This window comes from Faecalibacterium prausnitzii, assembly GCF_003287495.1.
GTDB lineage: Bacteria > Bacillota > Clostridia > Oscillospirales > Ruminococcaceae > Faecalibacterium > Faecalibacterium prausnitzii_I.
Genome location: NZ_PRLE01000009.1, coordinates 25218 through 44885, shown reverse-complemented (window position 1 = coordinate 44885; position 19668 = coordinate 25218). Strand labels below are relative to the sequence as shown.

General features: G+C 58.9%; 16 protein-coding genes. 12 read left to right on the top strand and 4 right to left on the bottom strand.

The window, feature by feature from the left end:
* Positions 1 to 237 precede the first annotated feature (237 nt).
* Positions 238 to 570: a PadR family transcriptional regulator gene (locus C4N22_RS12315; RefSeq protein ID WP_112149166.1), complete on the top strand. Its 333-nt coding sequence runs from the start codon at positions 238 to 240 to the stop codon at positions 568 to 570.
* On the top strand, positions 563 to 1231 hold the full coding sequence (locus C4N22_RS12310) for a hypothetical protein (RefSeq protein WP_112149165.1): 669 nt from the start codon (positions 563 to 565) through the stop codon (positions 1229 to 1231). Before C4N22_RS12315 ends, C4N22_RS12310 begins: the two co-directional genes overlap by 8 nt.
* Before the next feature lie 75 nt (positions 1232 to 1306).
* Here C4N22_RS12310 and fba read toward each other — a convergent pair whose 3' ends face one another.
* A complete protein-coding gene (gene fba, locus C4N22_RS12305; protein WP_112116519.1) occupies positions 1307 to 2170 on the bottom strand; it encodes a class II fructose-1,6-bisphosphate aldolase in 864 nt (287 codons plus the stop codon).
* Between the two features lie 410 nt (positions 2171 to 2580).
* On the opposite strand from fba, the gene C4N22_RS12800 reads away from it, so the two are divergent.
* From C4N22_RS12800 to C4N22_RS12285, 5 genes are all read left to right on the top strand, one after another.
* Entirely contained in the window at positions 2581 to 3003 is a 423-nt protein-coding gene (locus tag C4N22_RS12800; RefSeq protein WP_146746530.1) for a hypothetical protein, read from the top strand.
* A complete protein-coding gene (rlmB, locus tag C4N22_RS12300; RefSeq protein WP_022257007.1) occupies positions 2966 to 3781 on the top strand; it encodes a 23S rRNA (guanosine(2251)-2'-O)-methyltransferase RlmB in 816 nt (271 codons plus the stop codon). Before C4N22_RS12800 ends, rlmB begins: the two co-directional genes overlap by 38 nt.
* Before the next feature lie 35 nt (positions 3782 to 3816).
* Complete coding sequence (locus tag C4N22_RS12295; RefSeq protein WP_112149164.1) at positions 3817 to 6621, top strand: cell envelope biogenesis protein OmpA; 2805 nt, start codon at positions 3817 to 3819, stop codon at positions 6619 to 6621.
* 166 nt (positions 6622 to 6787) lie between these two features.
* Complete coding sequence (rbr, locus tag C4N22_RS12290; protein ID WP_022257009.1) at positions 6788 to 7327, top strand: rubrerythrin; 540 nt, start codon at positions 6788 to 6790, stop codon at positions 7325 to 7327.
* Between the two features lie 278 nt (positions 7328 to 7605).
* On the top strand, positions 7606 to 8568 hold the full coding sequence (locus C4N22_RS12285; protein ID WP_112149163.1) for an Ig-like domain-containing protein: 963 nt from the start codon (positions 7606 to 7608) through the stop codon (positions 8566 to 8568).
* Positions 8569 to 8632: 64 nt separating this feature from the next.
* On the opposite strand, the gene C4N22_RS12280 is transcribed toward C4N22_RS12285, so the two are convergent.
* Complete coding sequence (locus C4N22_RS12280) at positions 8633 to 9850, bottom strand: ATP-binding protein (RefSeq protein ID WP_112149162.1); 1218 nt, start codon at positions 9848 to 9850, stop codon at positions 8633 to 8635.
* Positions 9851 to 10092: 242 nt separating this feature from the next.
* On the opposite strand from C4N22_RS12280, the gene ilvB reads away from it, so the two are divergent.
* From ilvB to ilvD, 4 genes are all read left to right on the top strand, one after another.
* Entirely contained in the window at positions 10093 to 11757 is a 1665-nt protein-coding gene (gene ilvB / locus C4N22_RS12275; protein ID WP_112149161.1) for a biosynthetic-type acetolactate synthase large subunit, read from the top strand.
* A gap of 13 nt (positions 11758 to 11770) precedes the next feature.
* Positions 11771 to 12340, top strand: coding sequence for an acetolactate synthase small subunit (gene ilvN, locus C4N22_RS12270; protein WP_022257013.1), 570 nt, complete (start codon positions 11771 to 11773; stop codon positions 12338 to 12340).
* 61 nt (positions 12341 to 12401) lie between these two features.
* Positions 12402 to 13421, top strand: a complete 1020-nt coding sequence (gene ilvC, locus C4N22_RS12265) for a ketol-acid reductoisomerase (protein WP_112149160.1) — start codon at positions 12402 to 12404, stop codon at positions 13419 to 13421.
* Positions 13422 to 13625: 204 nt separating this feature from the next.
* Positions 13626 to 15284 (top strand): dihydroxy-acid dehydratase, encoded by a 1659-nt coding sequence (gene ilvD, locus C4N22_RS12260; protein WP_112149159.1) that lies wholly within the window; start codon positions 13626 to 13628, stop codon positions 15282 to 15284.
* Positions 15285 to 15362: 78 nt separating this feature from the next.
* On the opposite strand, the gene C4N22_RS12255 is transcribed toward ilvD, so the two are convergent.
* Complete coding sequence (locus tag C4N22_RS12255; RefSeq protein WP_112149158.1) at positions 15363 to 16559, bottom strand: carcinine hydrolase/isopenicillin-N N-acyltransferase family protein; 1197 nt, start codon at positions 16557 to 16559, stop codon at positions 15363 to 15365.
* A 259-nt stretch (positions 16560 to 16818) separates the two neighbouring features.
* On the bottom strand, positions 16819 to 18036 hold the full coding sequence (locus tag C4N22_RS12250; RefSeq protein WP_181567213.1) for an FtsW/RodA/SpoVE family cell cycle protein: 1218 nt from the start codon (positions 18034 to 18036) through the stop codon (positions 16819 to 16821).
* Between the two features lie 313 nt (positions 18037 to 18349).
* Between C4N22_RS12250 and C4N22_RS12245 the strand changes: the two genes are divergently transcribed.
* Positions 18350 to 19627 (top strand): C25 family cysteine peptidase, encoded by a 1278-nt coding sequence (locus C4N22_RS12245; RefSeq protein ID WP_112149157.1) that lies wholly within the window; start codon positions 18350 to 18352, stop codon positions 19625 to 19627.
* Positions 19628 to 19668: the final 41 nt, after the last annotated feature.

Sequence of the window (19668 nt, the reverse complement as noted above, 5' to 3'; positions counted from 1 at the left end):
ACACAGAAGTTAAGCTCACTCGTGCCCAAGATAGTTCGCTGGAAACGGCGCGTGAAAATAGGTAGTCGCCGACTTAACAAAGAGCTCTGAGAGAAATCTCAGGGCTTTTTTGTTGCATAAAAATATGGCATGATTTTTGGTTGTAGTGCCAATAGGTCAGGACTTGACAGAAACACTACTATGTAATACAATGTAGATAAGCTACTACGCATTACATACTAGCGGAGAGGAGGACTTATGGAAAACAATGCACAACTTTTAAAGGGTGTTCTGGAATATTGTGTCCTGAAATTGATTGCGCAAGAGCCGACCTATGGCTATGAGATTGTGATGCATCTGAAACAGGTCGGATTTTCTGACTTGAGTGAAAGTACACTCTATCCACTGCTATTGCGCTTGGAGCAGCAGGGAAAGGTTACGGTAGAGCGCAGACCTTCCCCCAAGGGACCAAGCCGAAAATATTACGTCGTAACGAAAGAAGGAAGGAAGGCGCTTCTTGAGTTCCGGCAGGATTGGAGCCAGCTCTGCCAGCTGGTGGAAAAAATTTTTAAGGAGGAACCAGATGAATAAGTATTTTGCATTGCGAAAAACAAACCGGATGCGTACCGAGTTGCTGACTGAAAAAAGTCAGGAGCAGCTTAAAGAAGTGATTCGTTATCTTCGCCGGGTCAGCTGGGACTTCTGTGGTATCGAACTTGTGCGCAGCGATTTGCTTGATATTGCAATCCAAGCCAACAAGGAAAATCAGGAACTGTTTCATTCGATTTCGGACGCAAAGACCTTTGTGGAAGAGGTCAAGCCAAGCTTGAAAACACTGAGAGCCGGGGATTACTTCTGGTATGTTGCACCGCTGTATTTCTTTTTTGAGTGGGGCGTGGAAGGCTTGCTGCTCTATCCGGTAATTGGAAATTGGGTTTTTGAACTATCCGTAGGGTATCTGATGCAGCTTGTTGTTGCAGTGGCGGCGTTTTGCATACTGTTCCGCCGGATGATGGATCAGGTGGGCTTTCCGCCGCGGGAGCATTGGCTGAAATATGCTGCATGGCTGGTGCTTTATATCGTAATTTTGTATGGAACGGGCTGGTTCTTTAACCAAATCGCGGGCAATCTCGTGTTGCTGCGGCTTCCGATTCTTAGCTATTCAGTCTTTTGCCTGCTTCTGGGTGCGGGACTGTATGCAATCCATTTCTGGCGATATGGAAAAGACCCACGTCTGAGTGCTCGCATATAAAATAAAAGCGGCCCCGCCGCGTGGAGTTTCCACGTTGCGGGGCCGCTGTATTGTTCTTTGGTTTCTCCGGGGAAATCAGCCCTTGCCTGCGCAGCCAAAGAGCTCGATCTTCTCTTTGCACTTGTCCACGATGGCAGCAGCGCCGGGAGCCAGCAGCTTGCGGGGATCGAAGCCCTTGCCCTGCTGATCCTTGCCGGCCTCGATGTACTTACGGGTGGCCTCTGCGAAGACCAGCTGGCACTCGGTGTTGATGTTGATCTTGGAAACGCCCAGGCTGATGGCCTTTGCGATCATGTCATCGGGGATGCCGGTGCCGCCGTGCAGGACCAGAGGAATGTTGTTGGTGGCCTTGTGGATGCGGTCCAGAGCCTCAAAGTCCAGGCCTTTCCAGTTTGCCGGATAGACGCCATGGATGTTGCCAATGCCGGCGGCCAGGAAGTCGATGCCCAGAGCGGTGATCTTTGCGCACTCCTCGGGGTCTGCGATCTCGCCAGCGCCCACAACACCGTCCTCGACACCGCCGATGGAACCGACCTCAGCCTCGATGCTCAGGCCCTTGGAGTGTGCCAGAGCAACCAGCTCTTTGGTCTTGGCAACGTTCTCCTCAATGGAGTAGTGGCTGCCGTCGAACATGATGGAGGAGAAGCCAGCCTCCACGCAGGCCTTGCAGCCCTCGTAGGTGCCGTGGTCCAGGTGCAGAGCAACGGGGACAGTGATGCCCATGGAATCGACCATAGCGTCCACCATGGCGGCGACGGTCTTGAAGCCGGTCATGTACTTGCCAGCACCCTCGGAGACGCCCAGGATGACAGGGCTCTTCATTTCCTCACAGGCGGTCAGAACAGCCTTGGTCCACTCCAGGTTGTTGATGTTAAACTGAGGCACACCGTAGTGGCCATCACGAGCCTTAATCAGCATTTCGGTTGCATTTACCAACATTATTCATTACCTCCACAAATTCATTGGGGTCTGGTCGTGCCCACACGCCACTTTGCGCATGGTTTAACGAACTTACAAGCTAAGTATACCCCAAACAATTGCTAAAATCAATCCAAAGCAGCGCTTTTCTCGCAAGAGTGCTTGCTTTTCCGGCAGAAGAAATAAGACAGGCCGGGAGCGGTGGGGCAGAAGCATTTCGGATTGCAACATTCACGACTGGTTTTGACAACATTCAGTGAGGGGAATTCGGCATTTGGAACGGGGTGGATTTTCAACACAAATCCACATTCGTCATTTTGATATTGGAGAAAAAAGCAAAAGCAGACAACTACTGAGTTAAAAATTTGTCACAATTCCGACTTGAAAATTACAAAATGTACGAGTGGTTTTCCTCTTGTCGAGAACGGTTTGTGGAAAACTCTGTGGAAAGTGTGGAAATCCACCCTAAAAAGAGGCGTCAGCGCTGGACTTTTGCACGTTCTCCACAGGGTTTTCAACTTGTGGAAAAAACAGGGCCCTTTTACAACCTGTATACAGGGCTTTTTGTGGAAAACACCACCGCCCGGAAATGGGACGGATATTTTGCCCGGGAGCTGGCAACACTTCTTTATACCCGGGCGGGGCGTCTTGGGTGGAAGCGGGAAATTCTCTGGAAGAAAAAACCGCAATTCTATGGCAAAGAAAGTCCGCTTATGTTATACTTCAAGATGAATCAATATCGGATTCTGTCACAAAAACAGGAAACTTTCAGATGCAGGAAGCGTCTTTCCATAGAAATTGAGAGGAGAACGACCCATGGAAGAAAAAAATACCCCGCGCCGTCCCCGCCGTAATACGGACGAGCAGCCCAAAGCAGCCAAGAACGAGAGCCTGGTCTACGGCAAAAACCCCGTGACCGAACTGCTCAAGAGCGGTTCTGGCGTGGATACCGTGCTGCTGGCCGAGGGCATGGCCCCGGCTGTGGCGGCCTACTACACCGCCATGGCCAAGGAAGTGGGCGCTGCCGTCAAGCGGGTGAACCCCAACAAGCTCCGGCTGATGACCGGTACGGACAGCCACCAGGGCGTGGCGGCGTTTGCCAGTGAGATCGAGTATGTGACGGTGGAAGACCTGCTGGAGGCTGCAAAAGCCAAGGGCGAGCCCCCGTTTCTGGTGCTGAGCGACGGCATTGAGGACCCCCATAATCTGGGCGCGGTGATGCGGAGCGCACTGCTCTGCGGTGCCCACGGCATCGTCATCCCAAAGCGGGGCGGCGCGTCCGTGACGCCTACCGTCATCAAGTCCAGCGCGGGCGCGGCCGAGCGCCTGCCCGTGGCCCGGGTAGCGAACATCGGTGAAACCATCCGCCGCCTGAAAGAGCAGGGCGTGTTCGTCTACTGCGCCGATATGGACGGTGTGCCGCTGCGCAAGAACAACCTCACCGGTCCCATTGCACTGGTAATGGGCAGCGAGGGCAGCGGGGTATCCCAGCTGGTAAAGAAGCTCTGCGACGGTGTGGTGCGGCTGGATATGGCTGCCGAGGGCACCGGTGTGGACAGCTTCAATGTCTCGGTGGCGGCGGGCATCATCCTGTATGAGATCCAGTCGCAGCGTGCCGCCAAAAACGCCTGAGCAGGTGGACTCCAAAAAAACAGGGAGGGACAAGGATGCCAAAAGAGGATAAGCGCCGCAAAGAGCTGACGCAGGAAGAGATCGCGGCAGAGAAATTCCGCACGTTCTTCAGCACCAGCGTGGCGCAGGTACCGGAGGCCATGAGCCGCCGTGAAGAAGAGGAAACGCCGCCCAAACGCGGGCTGTTCGGGGGGCTGTTCCAACGCGGAAAGCCGGAACCGGAAACAAAGAAACCGGCGGAGCGCGGGCTGGAGCTGCCGCCCACGGGGGAAATTGTTTTGGGCGATGACGCCGAGGAGCCTCAGGCCGATCTGGAACTGGTGCTGGAACCGGAAGAGGCTGCTGCGGAACAGCCGGTCATGCCGGAGCCAAAAAAGCAGCCTGTACCTGCCACGCCGGAAAAGGCACCGCAGGAGCCTGCAAAACCGGAAGCGCCCGCACCGGAGCCCGTGAAACCGGCAGAACCGGCAAAGCCCGCGGAGCCGGTGAAGAAAGAAAAACCGGAGAACAAGGCAACCGCTCCGGCACCCAGTAATGAAACGAAAAAGCAGAAACTCGATCAGTCGGCTGCGTCCCGCAGTGCCATGGAGCAGCGGGAAGACGAGGAGATGAAAGAGCTGAAAGCCATGCTCTTTGGCAAGCCGAAAGCGCCTGCAAAGTCTGCACCCAAGCAGACGGAGACATTGCCTGCCAGCCCCCTGACCGGTTTGGTGTTTGCAGAGGACAAGGCAGCTCCGGAGCCGCCCAAGACTCCTGCAGAGCCGGAGAAAACTCCGGAAAAGCTGCCGGTGACATCCCAGCCGACACCCCGCATGGAAACTGCGGCAGAGCCGGAGAGCGGCAAGGAGAAGACGACGGAGATCCCGGCGTTCCGCTTCTTTGGGAAAGCCGATGATGAAGTGAAGGCACCCACCCGGGAAACGGCTCCCGGCCCGGACGACAGCATGAGCCTGCCGCTCATCGGGCTGGACAACGAGGGCAATCCTTCGGAAGAGCCGCCGGTGGAGGCCCTCAAGGCCGCTCCGGCTGCGGAAGCATCCACGGCAGAAGTGCCTGTGGACGGGACCCCGGCAGCCGAGGCAGAGCCGGCAGGCGAGGAGGCTCCCGCCACCCCGGAAGAGGTCGGCGAAAAGCTGCGCAAGATGGGCGCAGCCCTTACATTGCGCTGTGTGCTGGGCGGTATCCTGGCCGCGGTGCTGCTCCACTTTGGACTGGTGGCAGAAGGGCTTCTGGCTCCGCTGGCAGCGCTGGACCCTGTAGTGGCCCCGGCGGCGTTCTATGCCGCCAACCTGCTGTTCCTGGCGGCGGCCATGGCCGTGGCGGCCCCCGTGCTGCGGGACGGTCTGCTGGGCCTGAAAAAGGATGGACGCCCCAGCAGCGACACCATGCCCGCGCTGGCCGCCTGTGCGGCCCTGCTGGAGGCGGTCGTCGCCCTGCTGAACGCCCAGAGCTACCAGACTTCCAGCTTTACGATCCTCTCCGGCATCGCGGCACTGGGCCTGTTTATGGCCCTGCTGGGCAGCCGGGTGCAGCTGGCTGCCGTGAAAGGCGGCTACGATCTGGCCATGAGCGAGCCGGAGCACCGGGGCGCTTACCGGGTGAAAGACAAAGACCTGATCCGGATGCTCTCCCGGAGTCTGGACCAGAAAGACCCCTGGATCCTCCTCAGCCGCCCCACCGATTGGGATGAAAAGCTGGTGGAGCAGAGCTTTGGGGAGCGGGCCAGTGAGCGCCGTGCCCGGAAGACCGCGTACATCCTGCTGGCTGCCGGTGTGCTGGCCGGGTTGGTGTTCCTGCTGTTTGGCGGCGGCATCAGCGGCGGCGCGGCGGCCCTGACCGCCATACTCTGCATGGGCGCGCCCCTCTCCTCCACATTGGTGGCAGGTGTGGCCTCCCTGCGGCTGCAGCGGACCGCTGCGGCGGCAGGTGCTGTCATCCCGGGCTGGGCAGCGGTGGAAGAGTTGGGCGGCGTGGACACCGTGCAGGTGGACGCGGACGAACTCTTTACGGCGGACAGCGCCATGCTGGAAGACATCCGCATCTTCAAGGGCGGCCGCATCGACCGGGCCATTCTCTACTCGGCCAGCGTGCTCAACCAGAGCTGCGCCGCGCTGCGGGGATTGTTCCGGCAGATCATTGAGGACCGCACCGATATCCTCTACCCGATCAAGGACCTGGAAGTGCACCAGGGCCTGGGCTTTGCGGCCTGGTGCGATAACAACCGCGTCCTCATTGGCAACCGGGCGTACATGGAGCGGGAGGGCGTGCCCCTGCCTGAACTGGAATACGAGCAGAAGCACTCCCAGAACGGCACGCTGCAGATCTTGTATCTGGCCGTGTCCGGCAATCTGCACGCCATGTTCGTCCTCCACTATGTGGGTGGGCGGAATGCGGCCCGCGGGCTGGAGATGCTCCAGAAAGAGAACATCCGCCTGCTGGTCTCCTGCGAGGACCCCAGCCTGACGGCCCGGCAGATCGCCGAGGTGTATCACCTGCCTGAGGGCATGGTGACGCTGCTGGATCAGGAGCAGTGCACCTCCCTTGCGGCAGCCGAACAGGCAGCCCCGGCGGCGGAAAACGCGGAGACCTGCTGTATGATCCACACCCAGGGCTTTGCCAGCCTGACAGGCGGCTTGCGTGCCGCGGAGCAGGCCCAGAACGCCGAGAACAGCGCCACAACGGTACAGCTGGTGTCGGTGTGGTTCTCGGTGGTCATCGGGGTGCTGCTGACCTACGCGGGCAGCGTCGGGATGCTGTCGGTAGTCATGGTGCTGATGTATCAGGCCGCCTGGAGTGCCCTGAGCCTGGCTGTCTGTGCCCTCAAACAGCATAATGGCTAAAAACAAAAGAAAATTCTTGGCAGGCCATAAATAGGAATGATTCTTGATTATTACGCGATCTTGTGGTACAATACTCCCAGAGAAACATAGAATGAGCCGGAGAGGGGATCACTTCTCCGCACACGCGATATACCGGAATAGAGATACCGGAACAAAGGAGAGTACCATGGAACTGAAAGGCAGCAAGACCGAGAAAAACCTGATGGAAGCATTTGCAGGCGAGAGCATGGCCCGCAGCAAGTACACGTTCTTTGCCTCGGTGGCCAAAAAGGCAGGCTATGAGCAGCTGGCCGCCATCTTTGAGGAGACCGCCGGCAACGAGAAAGAGCACGCAAAGCTCTGGTTCAAGGCCCTGAACGGCGGCGAGATGCCGGATGTGATGACCTGCCTGGAGCTGGCCGCGGGCGGCGAGCATGACGAATGGACCGACATGTACCCCCGCATGGCCAAAGAGGCCAAGGAAGAGGGGTTCAACCAACTGGCTGCCCTGTTCACCATGGTGGGCCAGATCGAGAAAGAGCACGAAGAGCGCTACCGTGAGCTGGCCGCCAACCTCAAGGATGGCAAAGTCTTTGCCAGGGAGGAGCAGCAGGTGTGGATCTGCCGCAACTGCGGTTACACCTATATCGGCAAATCTGCTCCGATGAAGTGCCCGGTCTGCGCACACCCGCAGAGCTTCTTTGAGCTGAAAAAGCACAACTATTAAGCGATTTTCTCATTCCCGCAAGTTCCCACAACGGCCGCCGCATCCGGAAAGGTGCGGCGGTCTCTTTTTGCACAAAAAAGGAGAATAACTTTTGGTGAGCTCACCAAAAGCCACGTCGAGTTTGTGACATTTGCGCCGAAAAACTTGACCCTTGCTTCCCCCGCGTGTAAAATAAGCTGTAAGTGGGAGAATTTGTACTGAAAAATGACATGCGTGCGGCATCTTATCCAAACAGCAAAACGGATGACAGGAGGGAAGACGACCCGATGAGACATAGGATGCAGAAAACTGGGCGGCTTCTGGCGGCGCTTGCCCTCAGCGGGGTGCTGCTGGCTTCCGGGCTGATGGCCCAGGCGGCTCCCGCACCCCAGCCGGGCAGCAAAGGGCTGGAGCTGGAAGTGACGGAAATGAACCTGGAGATCACGGAGGAAGACCCTCGCCCCAGAGCCTACCTCTACACCGGCAGCGGCAGCGATTATTATTTCATCGTCTGGATGAGCTCCAACCCCACCGTGGCCACGGTGGATGGCGACGGCAAGGTGACCGGGCGGAGCGCGGGTACCGCGACCATTACGGCCATCTCAGACCGGGGGGACCGGGCAGCCTGCAAGGTGACGGTGACCAAGGAGAGCGCGGGGGGCGAGGCCAAAAAGCCGGCTCTGGATCAGAGCAGCCTGAGCTTAGCCCTGAAATATGATGATCTCCACCCCACAAAACAGCTGAAGCTCATCAACAATGACCACTCCTTTATTTATGTTTACCAGTGGCTGAGCTCCAACCCGGAGGTGGCTACGGTAGATGAAAACGGTCTGGTGACGGCACAGGGAACCGGCGGTGCCACCATCACGGCGCTGGCTTCCAACGGGCAGGCCGTGCGGTGTACCGTGACCGTCACTTCGGACATTGGCCGTGTGACGCTGAACAAGAACGACCTGCTCTTTAAAACGGTGGGCAGCAAAGAGACTCTGACGGCCTCTGTGGCGTTGGAAAGCGGCGGGAGCGTCCCCATCACCTGGGTGAGCTCTAACCCCGGTGTGGCCACCGTGGACCCCAACGGCGTGGTGACCGCGGTCGCGGACGGTGAGGCAAAGATCACGGCCCTCTCCCCGGAGGGGCGGTTCGATACCTGCAGCGTGCTGGTGGGCATTGCGGCAGAAAAATACGCCAGCGAGGAAGACCTGGCCGATGAGCTCAAACTCCCGGACCCCTATGTGGCAGTCCGGCTGAACCGGCTGAGCTGAAGCAAACACAAAAGCGCCCGTGCAGAGGGAAACTGCACGGGCGCTTTTCTGATATCAGATCAAATTATTTCTGGACACCGGACTCGCACTGTTCAATGAACTGCTTGGCCACGCGGGGGCTGCGGCCGCCGGCCCGGATGGCGAAAGCCTCGGCCTTGACCAGGAGCTGGTCGTGGGGCATCTCAATGTGGTGCTGCTTGGCCAGCTCGGTGAGGATGGCCTCAAAGCGTGCTTTCTCCGGCCGCTGGAACGTGACCGTGAGGCCGAACCGGGCGGACAGGCTCATGAGCTCCTGCCGGGTGTCGGCCTCGTGGATATCGTCGCCGGTGCGGTCGGTCAGCGTCTCCTTGATAAGGTGGCGGCGGTTGGAGGTGGCATAGACCGCGATGTTCCGGGCCCGGCCGCCCACGCTGCCCTCCAGAATGGCTTTCAGGGCGGCGAAATTATCGTCGTTGGCCGTAAAACTCAGGTCATCAATGAAGAGGATGAACTTGAGCGGATTGGCGGCCAGCTTGTCCATCAGGTCCGGGATCTGGTAGAGCTGATTTTTCTTGACTTCCACCAGGCGCAGGCCCTCGGCGGCAAACTCATTGCAGATGGCTTTGACGGTGCTGGATTTGCCGGTGCCCGCGTCGCCGTAGAGCAGCACGTTGTTGGCAGGCATCCCGGTCAGCAGAGCCCGGGTGTTGGCAATCACCTTTTCCCGCTCCTGTTCGTAGCCGGGCAGCTCGGAGAGCTTCTGGGGGTCCGGATACTTGACCGGCACCAGCTGACCGTTCTCCACGGTGAAAACATGGTGCTTGGCAAACATGCCGTAGCCCTTTTTGCCCACCTCGCTCATCCGCTGGGTATATGCGGCGGCAAGGTCCAGCTCCCGCGTTTCCCAACGGGGCAGGAAAGCCAGCTCCGGCCGCTGGCTCTGCTCTGAATAAGCGGTCTGGAACAGTTTGTCCAGTGTCAGACCGCACAGTGCCTGCAGAAAGGCCAGCTCGCTGTCCAGCGCACTCTGCAAAACGGGGGAGAGCTGTCCGGCAGCCGCCTGCCGCACGCAGATAGTCTCCGATTCCAGAACGGCGTTGGAAAGATAATCGCTCCAGTTGGGGGTGTGCTCAAACAGGGCGGCCTCAAAGGCGGCCACGGCGTCGCACACCAGGCCCATGCCGGAGGCCCCGGCGTCCATCCGGTCCGTTAAATCGACGAGTTTTGCCACCACCGGGTCCTCCAGCAGGGCACGAAATACCACAAGCCCGTGCAGGCGGGCGTTCCATTCACGTAATGTCATAGCTGTTCCCTCTCTTTTCTTTTTCAAATTATATCGCTGCTTTTGGCATCGCGCAAGATGGTGTTCAATTATCTTCATCTTTGCGGTGATTCACGTTACAAATCGTCGCTGGACAACGGCCCGATTTATAGTATAATTGACCCAACGTTCAAAAAAGCTGAGAGATCGAAAAAAATGACGTGTAAATGCACTTTCTTTGGAAGTGTATGTCATGAGGGAACAGGAAACAGGAGAAACACACCATGCAGTTGAATGGTTCACAGATTTTTGTAGAGGTCCTTTGTGAGCAGGGCGTGGAGACCATCTTTGGCTATCCCGGCGGCGCGGTGCTCAACCTTTACGATGAGCTGTATAAGAACGCCGATCGCATCACCCATGTGCTGACGGCCCACGAGCAGGGCGCGTCCCATGCAGCGGATGGCTACGCCCGCGCAACGGGCCGCACCGGTGTGGTGCTGGCCACCAGCGGCCCGGGTGCTACCAACCTGGTCACCGGCATTGCCACGGCCTACATGGATTCCGTACCCATGGTGGCCTTTACGGGCAACGTTGTCACCAGCGGTCTGGGCAAGGACGGCTTCCAGGAAGCTTACATTGAGGGCATTACGATGCCCATTACCAAGCACAATTTCACGGTGCGCCGGGTGGAAGACCTGGCCGATACCATGCGGGCCGCGTTCCGCATTGCACAGAGCGGCCGCAAGGGTCCCGTGCTGGTGGATATCCCCAAGGACGTGACCGCGGCGGTCTGCGAGTTTACCTCCAAAAAGCCGGAGCCCATCCGCACGGTGACCACTTTTAATGCAGAGCAGGTCAAGTGGGCGGCGGACCTCATCAACGCGGCACAGCGGCCGCTGGTCTACTTTGGCGGCGGTGTCCGCTCGGCGGCCTCCTGCCAGCCCCTGCGCGACCTCATCCACAAGGCGGAGATCCCCGCTACCTACACCCTGATGGCGGCAGGCGTCGTGCCCTATGGCGACCCCATGAACATCGGTATGGTGGGAATGCACGGCTGCTACACCTCCAACCGGGCCGTGGCGGATTGTGATGTCCTCATCGCGGTGGGCACTCGCTTCTCGGACCGTGTGGCGCTGAACCCCAAGACCTTTGCAAAGAACGCAACGATCATTCAGATCGACATTGACCCCAGCGAGCTGGGCAAGAACGTGGATGTGGACCTTTCCATCACCGGCGATGCCGCCTACGTCCTCAACGCCATGCTCCCCCAGATCGAGGAAAAGAAGCACCCCGACTGGATGGCCATGATCCGCGAGTGGCAGGCACAGGATTACCACCCCGTGTCCGACCCCACCCGCCTGATGCCCCATCAGGTCATCGGCGAAGTGTGCAACCAGTGCGGTCCCGAGGCCGTGTATGTCACCGACGTGGGCCAGCACCAGATGTGGGCGGCGCAGTACCTGCGCCACGCCAAGAGCCGCGGCTTTATCACCAGCGGCGGCCTGGGCACCATGGGCTTTGGCTACGGCGCGGCCATTGGCGCGCAGATGGCGCTGGGCCGTGACCAGCGGGTAGTCATGTTCACGGGCGATGGCTCGTTCCACATGAATCTCAACGAGGCCTGCACGGCCGTCAGTTATGAGCTGCCCATCATCACGGTCATCTTCAACAATCAGGTGCTGGGCATGGTCCGCCAGTGGCAGACCACGTTCTATGGAAAGCGCTTCTCCCAGACCGACCCCCACCGTAAGACGGATTTCGTCAAGCTGGCCGAGGGCTTTGGCCTGAAAGGCTACCGCTGCACCAATCTCCCGGAGTTCCAGACCGCGTTTGCCGACGCCCTCAAGCAGAAAGGCCCCACCTGGATCGAGTGCATGATCGACAAGGACGAGAAAGTCCTGCCCATGATCCCCGGCGGCGGCGATATCAACGATATCATCATGAAATAAGGAGGGTGCGGAAATGGAAACCAGAAAGCGCAGGGTCATCAGCCTGCTTGTGGACAACCAGAGCGGTGTTCTGGCCCGGGTGTCCAGCCTGTTCTGCCGCCGCGGCTTCAATATTGACAGCCTGACGGTGTCCGCCACCAACGACCCGACCGTCAGCCGCATCACCGTCACGGTGTCCGGCTCCGATAAAGAGCTCCAGCAGCTCATTCTGCAGACCGAGCGCCTTGAAGTCACGCGGCAGGTCTTTGTGCTGGATCACGACAAAGCCCTGGAGCGGGAGCTGTTGCTGCTGAAAGTGGAGGCTGACGTCCACAACCGCGCGGAGCTGCGGGAGGTCGGCAGCATCTACAAAGCCAAGATTATTGATCTTTCCCCGGACAGCATGGTGTTTGAGCTCATCGGCAAGCCGGAAAAGATCGATGCGTTCCTCAAAATGTTTGAGGACTATAAAATTCTGGAGCTGTGCCGCACCGGCGTGACCGCGCTGGAGCGGGGCGGGATGCACCAGCACATGCAGAAGCCCTCGCAGGAAGTGCGGGAAGCACAGTTCCCGCTGCCGGGCACAAAATGCCCCACCCGATAAGCCTTTATTTAAAAAACGATCATAGAAAAACGATCCGAAAAGAAAAAAGGAGAACATTCTTATGGCAATCAAGAAATACTACGATTCCGACTGCAACCTCGGCGTGCTGGACGGCAAGACCGTCGCCATCATCGGCTTTGGCAGCCAGGGCCATGCCCACTCTGAGAACCTGGCCGAGAGCGGCGTCAATGTCGTGGTCGGCCTGCGCAAGGGCTCTGCCCACTGGGAAAAGGCTTCCGAGTTCGCAGCGACTCACCCCAACTTCAAGGTCATGGAAGTGGAAGAGGCTGCCAAGGCTGGCGACGTTGTCATGATGCTGGTGCCCGATGAGCTGTGCGCTGATATCTACAACAAGCAGGTGGCTCCTTACATGACCGAGGGCAAGGCTCTGGCCTTTGCACACGGCTTCAACATCCACTTCAAGACCATCACCGCTCCCAAGAACGTGGACGTCATCATGATCGCTCCCAAGGGCCCCGGCCACATCGTCCGCCGCCTGTACACCGAGGGCGAGGGCTGCCCCTCTCTGATCTGCGTGGAGCAGGACTACACCGGCAAGGCCAAGGACATCGCTCTGGCTTATGCTTCCGGCATCGGTGCCGGCCGTGCGGGCATCCTGCAGACCACCTTTAAGGAGGAGACTGAGACCGATCTGTTCGGCGAGCAGGCAGTGCTCTGCGGCGGTGTGTGCGAGCTGATCCACGCTGGTTTTGATACCCTGGTGGAGGCTGGCTACGAGCCCGAGATGGCATACTTTGAGACCTGCCACGAGATGAAGCTGATCGTTGACCTGATCAACGAGGGCGGCTTCTCCAAGATGCGCTACTCCATCTCCAACACTGCGGAGTACGGCGATTATCGCACCGGCAAGCGCCTCATCACCGCTGAGACCCGCAAGGAAATGAAGAAAGTGCTGACCGAGATCCAGGATGGCACCTTTGCTTCCGAGTTCCTGACCGAGATGAGCCCCAACGGCGGCCGCAAGGTCCACTTCCTGGCTGAGCGCCGGATGCAGGCAGACCATCCCATCGAGAAAGTCGGTGCAGAGCTCCGCAGCATGATGAGCTGGCTGAAGAAGTAATGAACTCCCCCAGTCGCCTGCGGCGACAGCCCCCTCAAAGAGGGAGCCGTTTGTCTGACCGCAGCATGAAGCCTCCCTCCGTGAGGGAGGTGGCATCGCGCAAGCGATGACGGAAGGAGTTCAGCCAAAAGCTGCTTTTAAAACTAAGAAAGGCTCCCTCCTTTGGGAGGGGGTCTTTTGTTATAAGGAAAAGAGGAACAAACCATGAGAAGCGACAACGTGACTAAGGGCGTGGAGCGCGCGCCCAACCGCAGCCTGTTCTATGCACTGGGCTACACCCCGGAAGAGCTGGAGCGCCCCCTCATCGGCGTGGTGAGTGCCTACAGTGAAATCGTGCCCGGCCACATGAACCTGGATAAGGTGGCCGACGCCGTTAAGGCAGGCATCCAGATGGCAGGCGGCACCCCCATCCTGATCCCGGCCATCGGCGTGTGCGACGGCATCGCCATGGGCCATGTGGGCATGAAATATTCGCTGGCTTCCCGCGAGCTCATCTGCGACAGCGTGGAGACTATGACCATGGCCCACCAGCTGGACGGCCTTGTGCTGGTGCCCAACTGTGATAAGATCGTGCCCGGCATGGTCATGGCAGCCGTCCGCATGGATGTGCCTGCGGTGGTCTGCTCCGGCGGCCCCATGCTGGCCGGTACCTACGGCGGCGAGGAGGTCAGCCTCTCCAAGATGTTCGAGGCGGTGGGTGCCTATAAAGCAGGCCTCATCAACGACGAACAGCTGGAAGACTGCACCTGCAACTGCTGCCCCAGCTGCGGCTCCTGCTCTGGTATGTACACTGCCAACAGCATGAACTGCCTGTGCGAGGCCATCGGCATTGCGCTGCCCGGCAACGGCACCATCCCGGCCGTCTACTCCAAGCGCCTGCAGCTGGCCAAGCACTCCGGCATGGCCATTATGGAGATGGTCAAAAAGGGCATCACGGCCCGCCAGATCATCAACGAGCGCTCCATCCGCAACGCACTGACCTGCGATATGGCTCTGGGCTGCTCCACCAACACCGTCCTCCACCTGCTGGCCATTGCCTATGAGGCAGGCGTGCCTGTGGACCTGAAGCTCTTCAATGAGATCAGTGCCCGCACCCCGAACCTCTGCCATCTGGCTCCCGCAGGCCCCACCCACATGCCGGACCTGTATGCCGCCGGCGGCATCGCCGCGGTGCAGGCAGAGCTGGCCAAGAAGAACCTGCTGGATCTCGATGTGCCCACCGTGACCGGCAAGACGCTGGGGGAGAACATCCAGGGGGCCCACATCCTCAACGAAAAGGCCATCCGTCCCATCGACGACCCCTACAGCCCCACCGGCGGTCTCCAGATCCTCTGGGGCAACATCGCACCGGACGGCTGTGTGGTCAAGCGGAGCGCCGTGGCTCCCGAGATGCAGGAGCACTCTGGCCCGGCTCGTGTCTTCAACAGCGAGGAGACCGCCATTGCGGCCATCTACGCAGGCCAGATCGTCCCGGGCGACGTGGTGGTCATCCGCTACGAGGGCCCCAAGGGCGGCCCCGGTATGCGGGAGATGCTCAACCCCACCTCTGCCCTGGCCGGTATGAAGCTGGATAAGAGCGTGGCCCTCATCACCGATGGCCGCTTCTCCGGTGCAAGCCGCGGCGCTTCCATCGGTCACGTCAGCCCCGAAGCGGCTTCCGGCGGCCCCATTGGCCTCGTGGAGGAAGGGGACATCATCCACATCGACATCCCCAACGCCAGCATCACGCTGGAAGTCTCCGATGAGGTCCTGGCCGAGCGCAAGGCCAAGTATGTTGCCCCGGAGCCCAACATCAAAACGGGCTGGCTGAGCCGCTATGCCCGTTACGTCACCAGTGCAAACCTCGGCGCTGTGATGAAGTAAAAGAAAAAGAAAGCAAATGAAAACAGGAGCTGTGCCCGCCAAACGGGTGCAGCTCCTGTTTTTGTGCGCTTTGAAAATTTACTTTTGCAGGCTGTAGCGGAATGTACGCCCATCCTCGCCGTAGTGCTCATTGCCCACCCAGAGGACCGTTTTGTCCGTCAGGTTGTAGACCGCGCTGTGGACGGTGAGGCTGTTGCTGTCATCGTTGTTCCAGGTGCGGCGGCCTACCTCGGCCAGCAGGGCCATGGCGGCGTCCTCGTCGGCTACGATGCCGTTTGTCTCACGCAGACGGTCAGCCAGATGCTCGTAGCGGTCCAGGCCGTGCATCTGGTCGGGGGAGGTGTAGTAGTCCGGCGTTTTGATGAAGTTGGTCACCACCTGCCAGTCCGCGGAGTCCGAAAGGCTGTCGGTGTCGTTCCAGAGGACATTCAGGCGGCGCTGGGAGCCGTCGTTGTCGTGGTCGGCATCCGAGCCCACCCACTCCAGAATGGCGCTGCGGCCCGTGGAATCGGCCACCATGTAGTGGAACACACAGTTGGTGGAGTCGTGGAGATCGTATTGCTCCACCAGCGCTACGGCATCCTCCACCGAGTCGGCGTAATCCAGGATGAGCCGGAGCAGGGTGGTAGAGGTCAGGTCGGGTTTGTCGGTGTCGATGTCCGTGGAAGTGCCCTTGCCATCGCCCTGATAGGACATGAAGATGCCGCAGGCCACACCGGCGTCGTTGATGCCGTCCAGCGGGGCATAGGGAGCGGCCAGTGTCAGGAGCTTATGCCCCAGGCCCTCCACGTCTTTGTCCGGGTCCAGGCTGAGGAAGTGCAGGTCCACGGTGGAGTAGGAAGCATGGCGCCCCTTGCCGGGGTTGGTGTAGACGATGGCCGTATTGGTGGAAGAAAAATCATAGTTGCGGCCAAACACCCGGTCGCCCTCTGCCGTGTCCGCCGTAAAAGCGGAGCAGGAGATATCCGTGGTTTTGAGCTGCAGCGGAATGAGGCCCTTGGTGATGCTCTTCGTGACGAACGAGATGAGCTCAGAGTCATTAGACGCACCGCCCTGAGCGAGAAAATCATCGAAATAGTAGTCGCCGGAGACGGTCAGCTCGTAGACGGCACCGTCATGGTGGGCAGTATCCCGGTCGGACAGCTTGCGGAACGAGCCCAGTGTGGCAAACTCGTTGTGCCACAGCGCGAACACGGTGCCTGCCAGCACCAGAATCAGTGCCACGACAGCCAGCGCGGCCGCCCGCAGACATTTCCGGATGCGGTTCTGTTTCATGAAAAACCTCCAAAGTTTGAGTAAATAAAATGCGATAAAGCACAGTTTACCACGACTTTGGTTGATTTACAAGACGAATTGCACCGATTAGTTGGATCAATGATGCAAAAGAAGAACCCCCTTGGAGCGGCAACTCCGAGGGGGTCTTTCCTTTTTGAGGTGATTCAGTTGAATAACCTCTTTCTCATTCCTACTTTTATTATATGCGATTCCGGAAAAAAGTCAAGCAGAGCGCGAAAACTTTACACTTGACGCAAGCTCACCCAAACAGCTTTTTGGTATTGTGCATATAAACGCTCAGTACCAATCCAACACAAATATACAGCATCAGGACCGAGGAACCGCCCGCCGAGTAGAACGGCAGGGTGACACCGATGACGGGGAGGACGCGGAGGTTCATGCCCACATTGACGGCGATCTGCGCCATGAGAGCACCGCCGATGCCGGCACAGATGAAGCTGCCCAGCATATCCTCACTGCGGGCGCCGGTGGCAAAGGTCTTGCAGACCAGCGCAAACAGGATGCCCAGCACCACACAGCAGCCCACGAAGCCGGTGGCGTTGCCGATCCAGCTGAGGACGAAATCGTTGTGGGCGTTGGGGACGCTGTAATAGCTGCCGCCGAAAATACCGTTGCCGAAGATGCCGCCGGAACCCAGCGCGATCTCCCCCCGCTGCTGCTGGTAGATGATGTTCTTCCAGACAGCCTCGCTGGGGGCCCAGCCCGTTTTGTTTTCCGGGTCGATGACGGCGAGGATGCGGTACCACTGGTAGCCCTTGCCGATCTTATCGCTGAAAAAGCCAAACGCCACGGCCACGGCAGCGGCCGCCGCCGAGATGGCCCCGATGATATATTTCCAGCTCAAGCCAGCGGAGAACATCATGCAGCAGGCGATGATGCCGTAGATGATGGCTGTGCCGTCATCACCCTGGATGTGGATGATGAGGATGGGGACCAGCATGTGCAGCAGCAGCTTGCCCAGCTCCTTGGGCTCGTTGATCTTACCACGGACATTGTTCAGGTGCATGGCAAAGGTCAGGATAAAGCTGATCTTTGCCAGCTCGGTGGGCTGGAGGGTAAAGCCGCCCAGCTTGTACCAGGAGTAGTTGTCGGTGTCGCCTGCATTGTAGCCAATGGTCAGCGGGCCGACGGTCACATTGCGGATGAACAGGGTGGGGAGCACCATGCCCCAGGTGACGGCAACGTGGACTGGCCACACCTTGACGAGGCTCCGGTAATCGATGTTTGAAAGCAGAACTGCAACACACAGCCCAATGGCGGCCGCGCCTGCCTGCACCAAGGCACGGCGGTAATCGCCTACGCCCACGATCTGCCCGGTAACATCGTCCAGAGCAAAGCCGCTGCCCTGCTTGGCGGCCCAGGAGGAGAGGGCCAGCACCGCAAAGCTGCTGCTCAGGATGCACAGAAGCAGGTAAGTTTTATCGGTACGCTTCCAATATCGTTGAATGCTTTCCAAAAAAGCACCGCCTTTCTTACAAAATGGCTTCCGCGGACTGCTTTCAGGGAGCAAACTGCAAAAACCAGATACACAACTATTATACAGCAGGGGGCATTTCTGTGCAAGATGGCGCGGATTTTTCACACTCTGTGACAGCTTTGCAAAATCGGCGCGGAATGCTTGACAAAGCTTCCGGGACTCTCTAAAATGAGCATAGGGAAACGCGTCAAAAGGGCGGCAAACATTGGCGAAAGCGGATCGTGATGCCGTTCTCCGGGCGCGAAAGAGAGTACCGCCGCCCGGCGGCGCTCTCCTGGAGGATACAGAAAAGATGAAGCAGAAACATCATCGCATGTTGTGCGCGTTCTGCGCACTGGTGATACTGGTCAGCACGGTGTTCCCGACGGCTGCATTTGCGGAGCAGCCCGTGGACGCGGCAGCGGCAGAGCAGACGCTCACCCGGGCGGATGCAGCCGAGATGCAGCAGGCAGATGCCGCTGTTACTGCTCTGACCGAGAGTGAACAATATCAGGAAATGGACACCGACGCCCGGAAAGATGCGGCGCTGGCCCAGCTGGACACGCTGGCGGCCAAGGGCCTTGTGGAAAAGGACTCCATTTGTACCGACGAAGAAAACGGGATGGTCAGTTTCCGGTACCCCTGCGGCGTGCTGGGCGGCATCCTGCTCACGGAACCCGAGGATGAGACGCTGGACGAGGAAAACGCCGAGACAGAGACTGCCGCTTCCGATCATGCCCTCCCGCTCCGGCTCCCGCCGGATCTGGGGGCTGAAATGCAGAAGAGCCGGGCGGCCCTGCTCCGGCGCACCGAAAATCAGGCGGTGGAAAAGTTCGGCACGGCAGTTATTTACTACGCTTTTGACAACACCATCAACAGTTCCCGCTTCCCGTATTATTCCTATATGCAGGGCTTCTGGTCGGCGCTGGGGCTGGAGACCAAGATCAACATTCATGTCACCGTGGCCGACCTCAAGAAGATGGGCAACTATCATGTCAGCGTTCTGAGCGCCCATGGCTCCTACTACACTTACAGCTATGGCAAGTTCCTCAAACGCACCCGCACGGAGCCCATTATGCTGCTGACGGAAGAGTCCACCTTTGGCAAAGACCTCCGCTACGGCTTCGATCTGCTGGCCCACCGGGTCATCAAGGTCAACGGGATGTACTGCGTTACCTCGGATTTCTTCCGCAATGCTTATAAAGGCGGCAAGCTTTCCAACACCATCGTCTACTCCGAGACCTGTGAGTTCCTCGGCGTGGATGGCAGCGAGGACAACGCCATGGCGGATGCGCTCCTCTCCGGCGGGGCCCAGGCGGTCATCGGCTACGTCAACAACGTCTACACCGTCTACTCCCGCAGTATGCTTTGGGATACCATCAATCACCTCATCATGGGGCAGAATGTCGGGCAGGCGCTGGAGCACGCCAAGGCGACTTATGGTGAGGATGACCTCATCTGGTACCATGCGCAGGGCGGCCGACGTCCCCATGCAGCGGCTTCCTATGCAGTGCTCTACGGCAACAGCCAGGCGGCGCTCCATGTACCGGAGAGCAACCGCAGCATGTTCAGCGCGGACCTTGCGGCCTGAGCGTTGCACTTTTTGCAAAAGTATACTATACTAGGGGATGG

What these genes read in the sequence shown, in the direction of transcription:
- C4N22_RS12255 (WP_112149158.1), bottom strand. Translation starts at nt 16,559, where the DNA reads ATGAAACAGAACCGCATCCGGAAATGTCTGCGGGCGGCCGCGCTGGCT.
- C4N22_RS12295 (WP_112149164.1), top strand. Translation starts at nt 3,817, where the DNA reads ATGCCAAAAGAGGATAAGCGCCGCAAAGAGCTGACGCAGGAAGAGATC.
- rlmB (WP_022257007.1), top strand. Translation starts at nt 2,966, where the DNA reads ATGGAAGAAAAAAATACCCCGCGCCGTCCCCGCCGTAATACGGACGAG.
- C4N22_RS12285 (WP_112149163.1), top strand. Translation starts at nt 7,606, where the DNA reads ATGCAGAAAACTGGGCGGCTTCTGGCGGCGCTTGCCCTCAGCGGGGTG.
- fba (WP_112116519.1), bottom strand. Translation starts at nt 2,170, where the DNA reads ATGTTGGTAAATGCAACCGAAATGCTGATTAAGGCTCGTGATGGCCAC.
- C4N22_RS12315 (WP_112149166.1), top strand. Translation starts at nt 238, where the DNA reads ATGGAAAACAATGCACAACTTTTAAAGGGTGTTCTGGAATATTGTGTC.
- ilvD (WP_112149159.1), top strand. Translation starts at nt 13,626, where the DNA reads ATGAGAAGCGACAACGTGACTAAGGGCGTGGAGCGCGCGCCCAACCGC.
- C4N22_RS12310 (WP_112149165.1), top strand. Translation starts at nt 563, where the DNA reads ATGAATAAGTATTTTGCATTGCGAAAAACAAACCGGATGCGTACCGAG.
- ilvC (WP_112149160.1), top strand. Translation starts at nt 12,402, where the DNA reads ATGGCAATCAAGAAATACTACGATTCCGACTGCAACCTCGGCGTGCTG.
- rbr (WP_022257009.1), top strand. Translation starts at nt 6,788, where the DNA reads ATGGAACTGAAAGGCAGCAAGACCGAGAAAAACCTGATGGAAGCATTT.
- ilvB (WP_112149161.1), top strand. Translation starts at nt 10,093, where the DNA reads ATGCAGTTGAATGGTTCACAGATTTTTGTAGAGGTCCTTTGTGAGCAG.
- ilvN (WP_022257013.1), top strand. Translation starts at nt 11,771, where the DNA reads ATGGAAACCAGAAAGCGCAGGGTCATCAGCCTGCTTGTGGACAACCAG.
- C4N22_RS12245 (WP_112149157.1), top strand. Translation starts at nt 18,350, where the DNA reads ATGAAGCAGAAACATCATCGCATGTTGTGCGCGTTCTGCGCACTGGTG.
- C4N22_RS12280 (WP_112149162.1), bottom strand. Translation starts at nt 9,850, where the DNA reads ATGACATTACGTGAATGGAACGCCCGCCTGCACGGGCTTGTGGTATTT.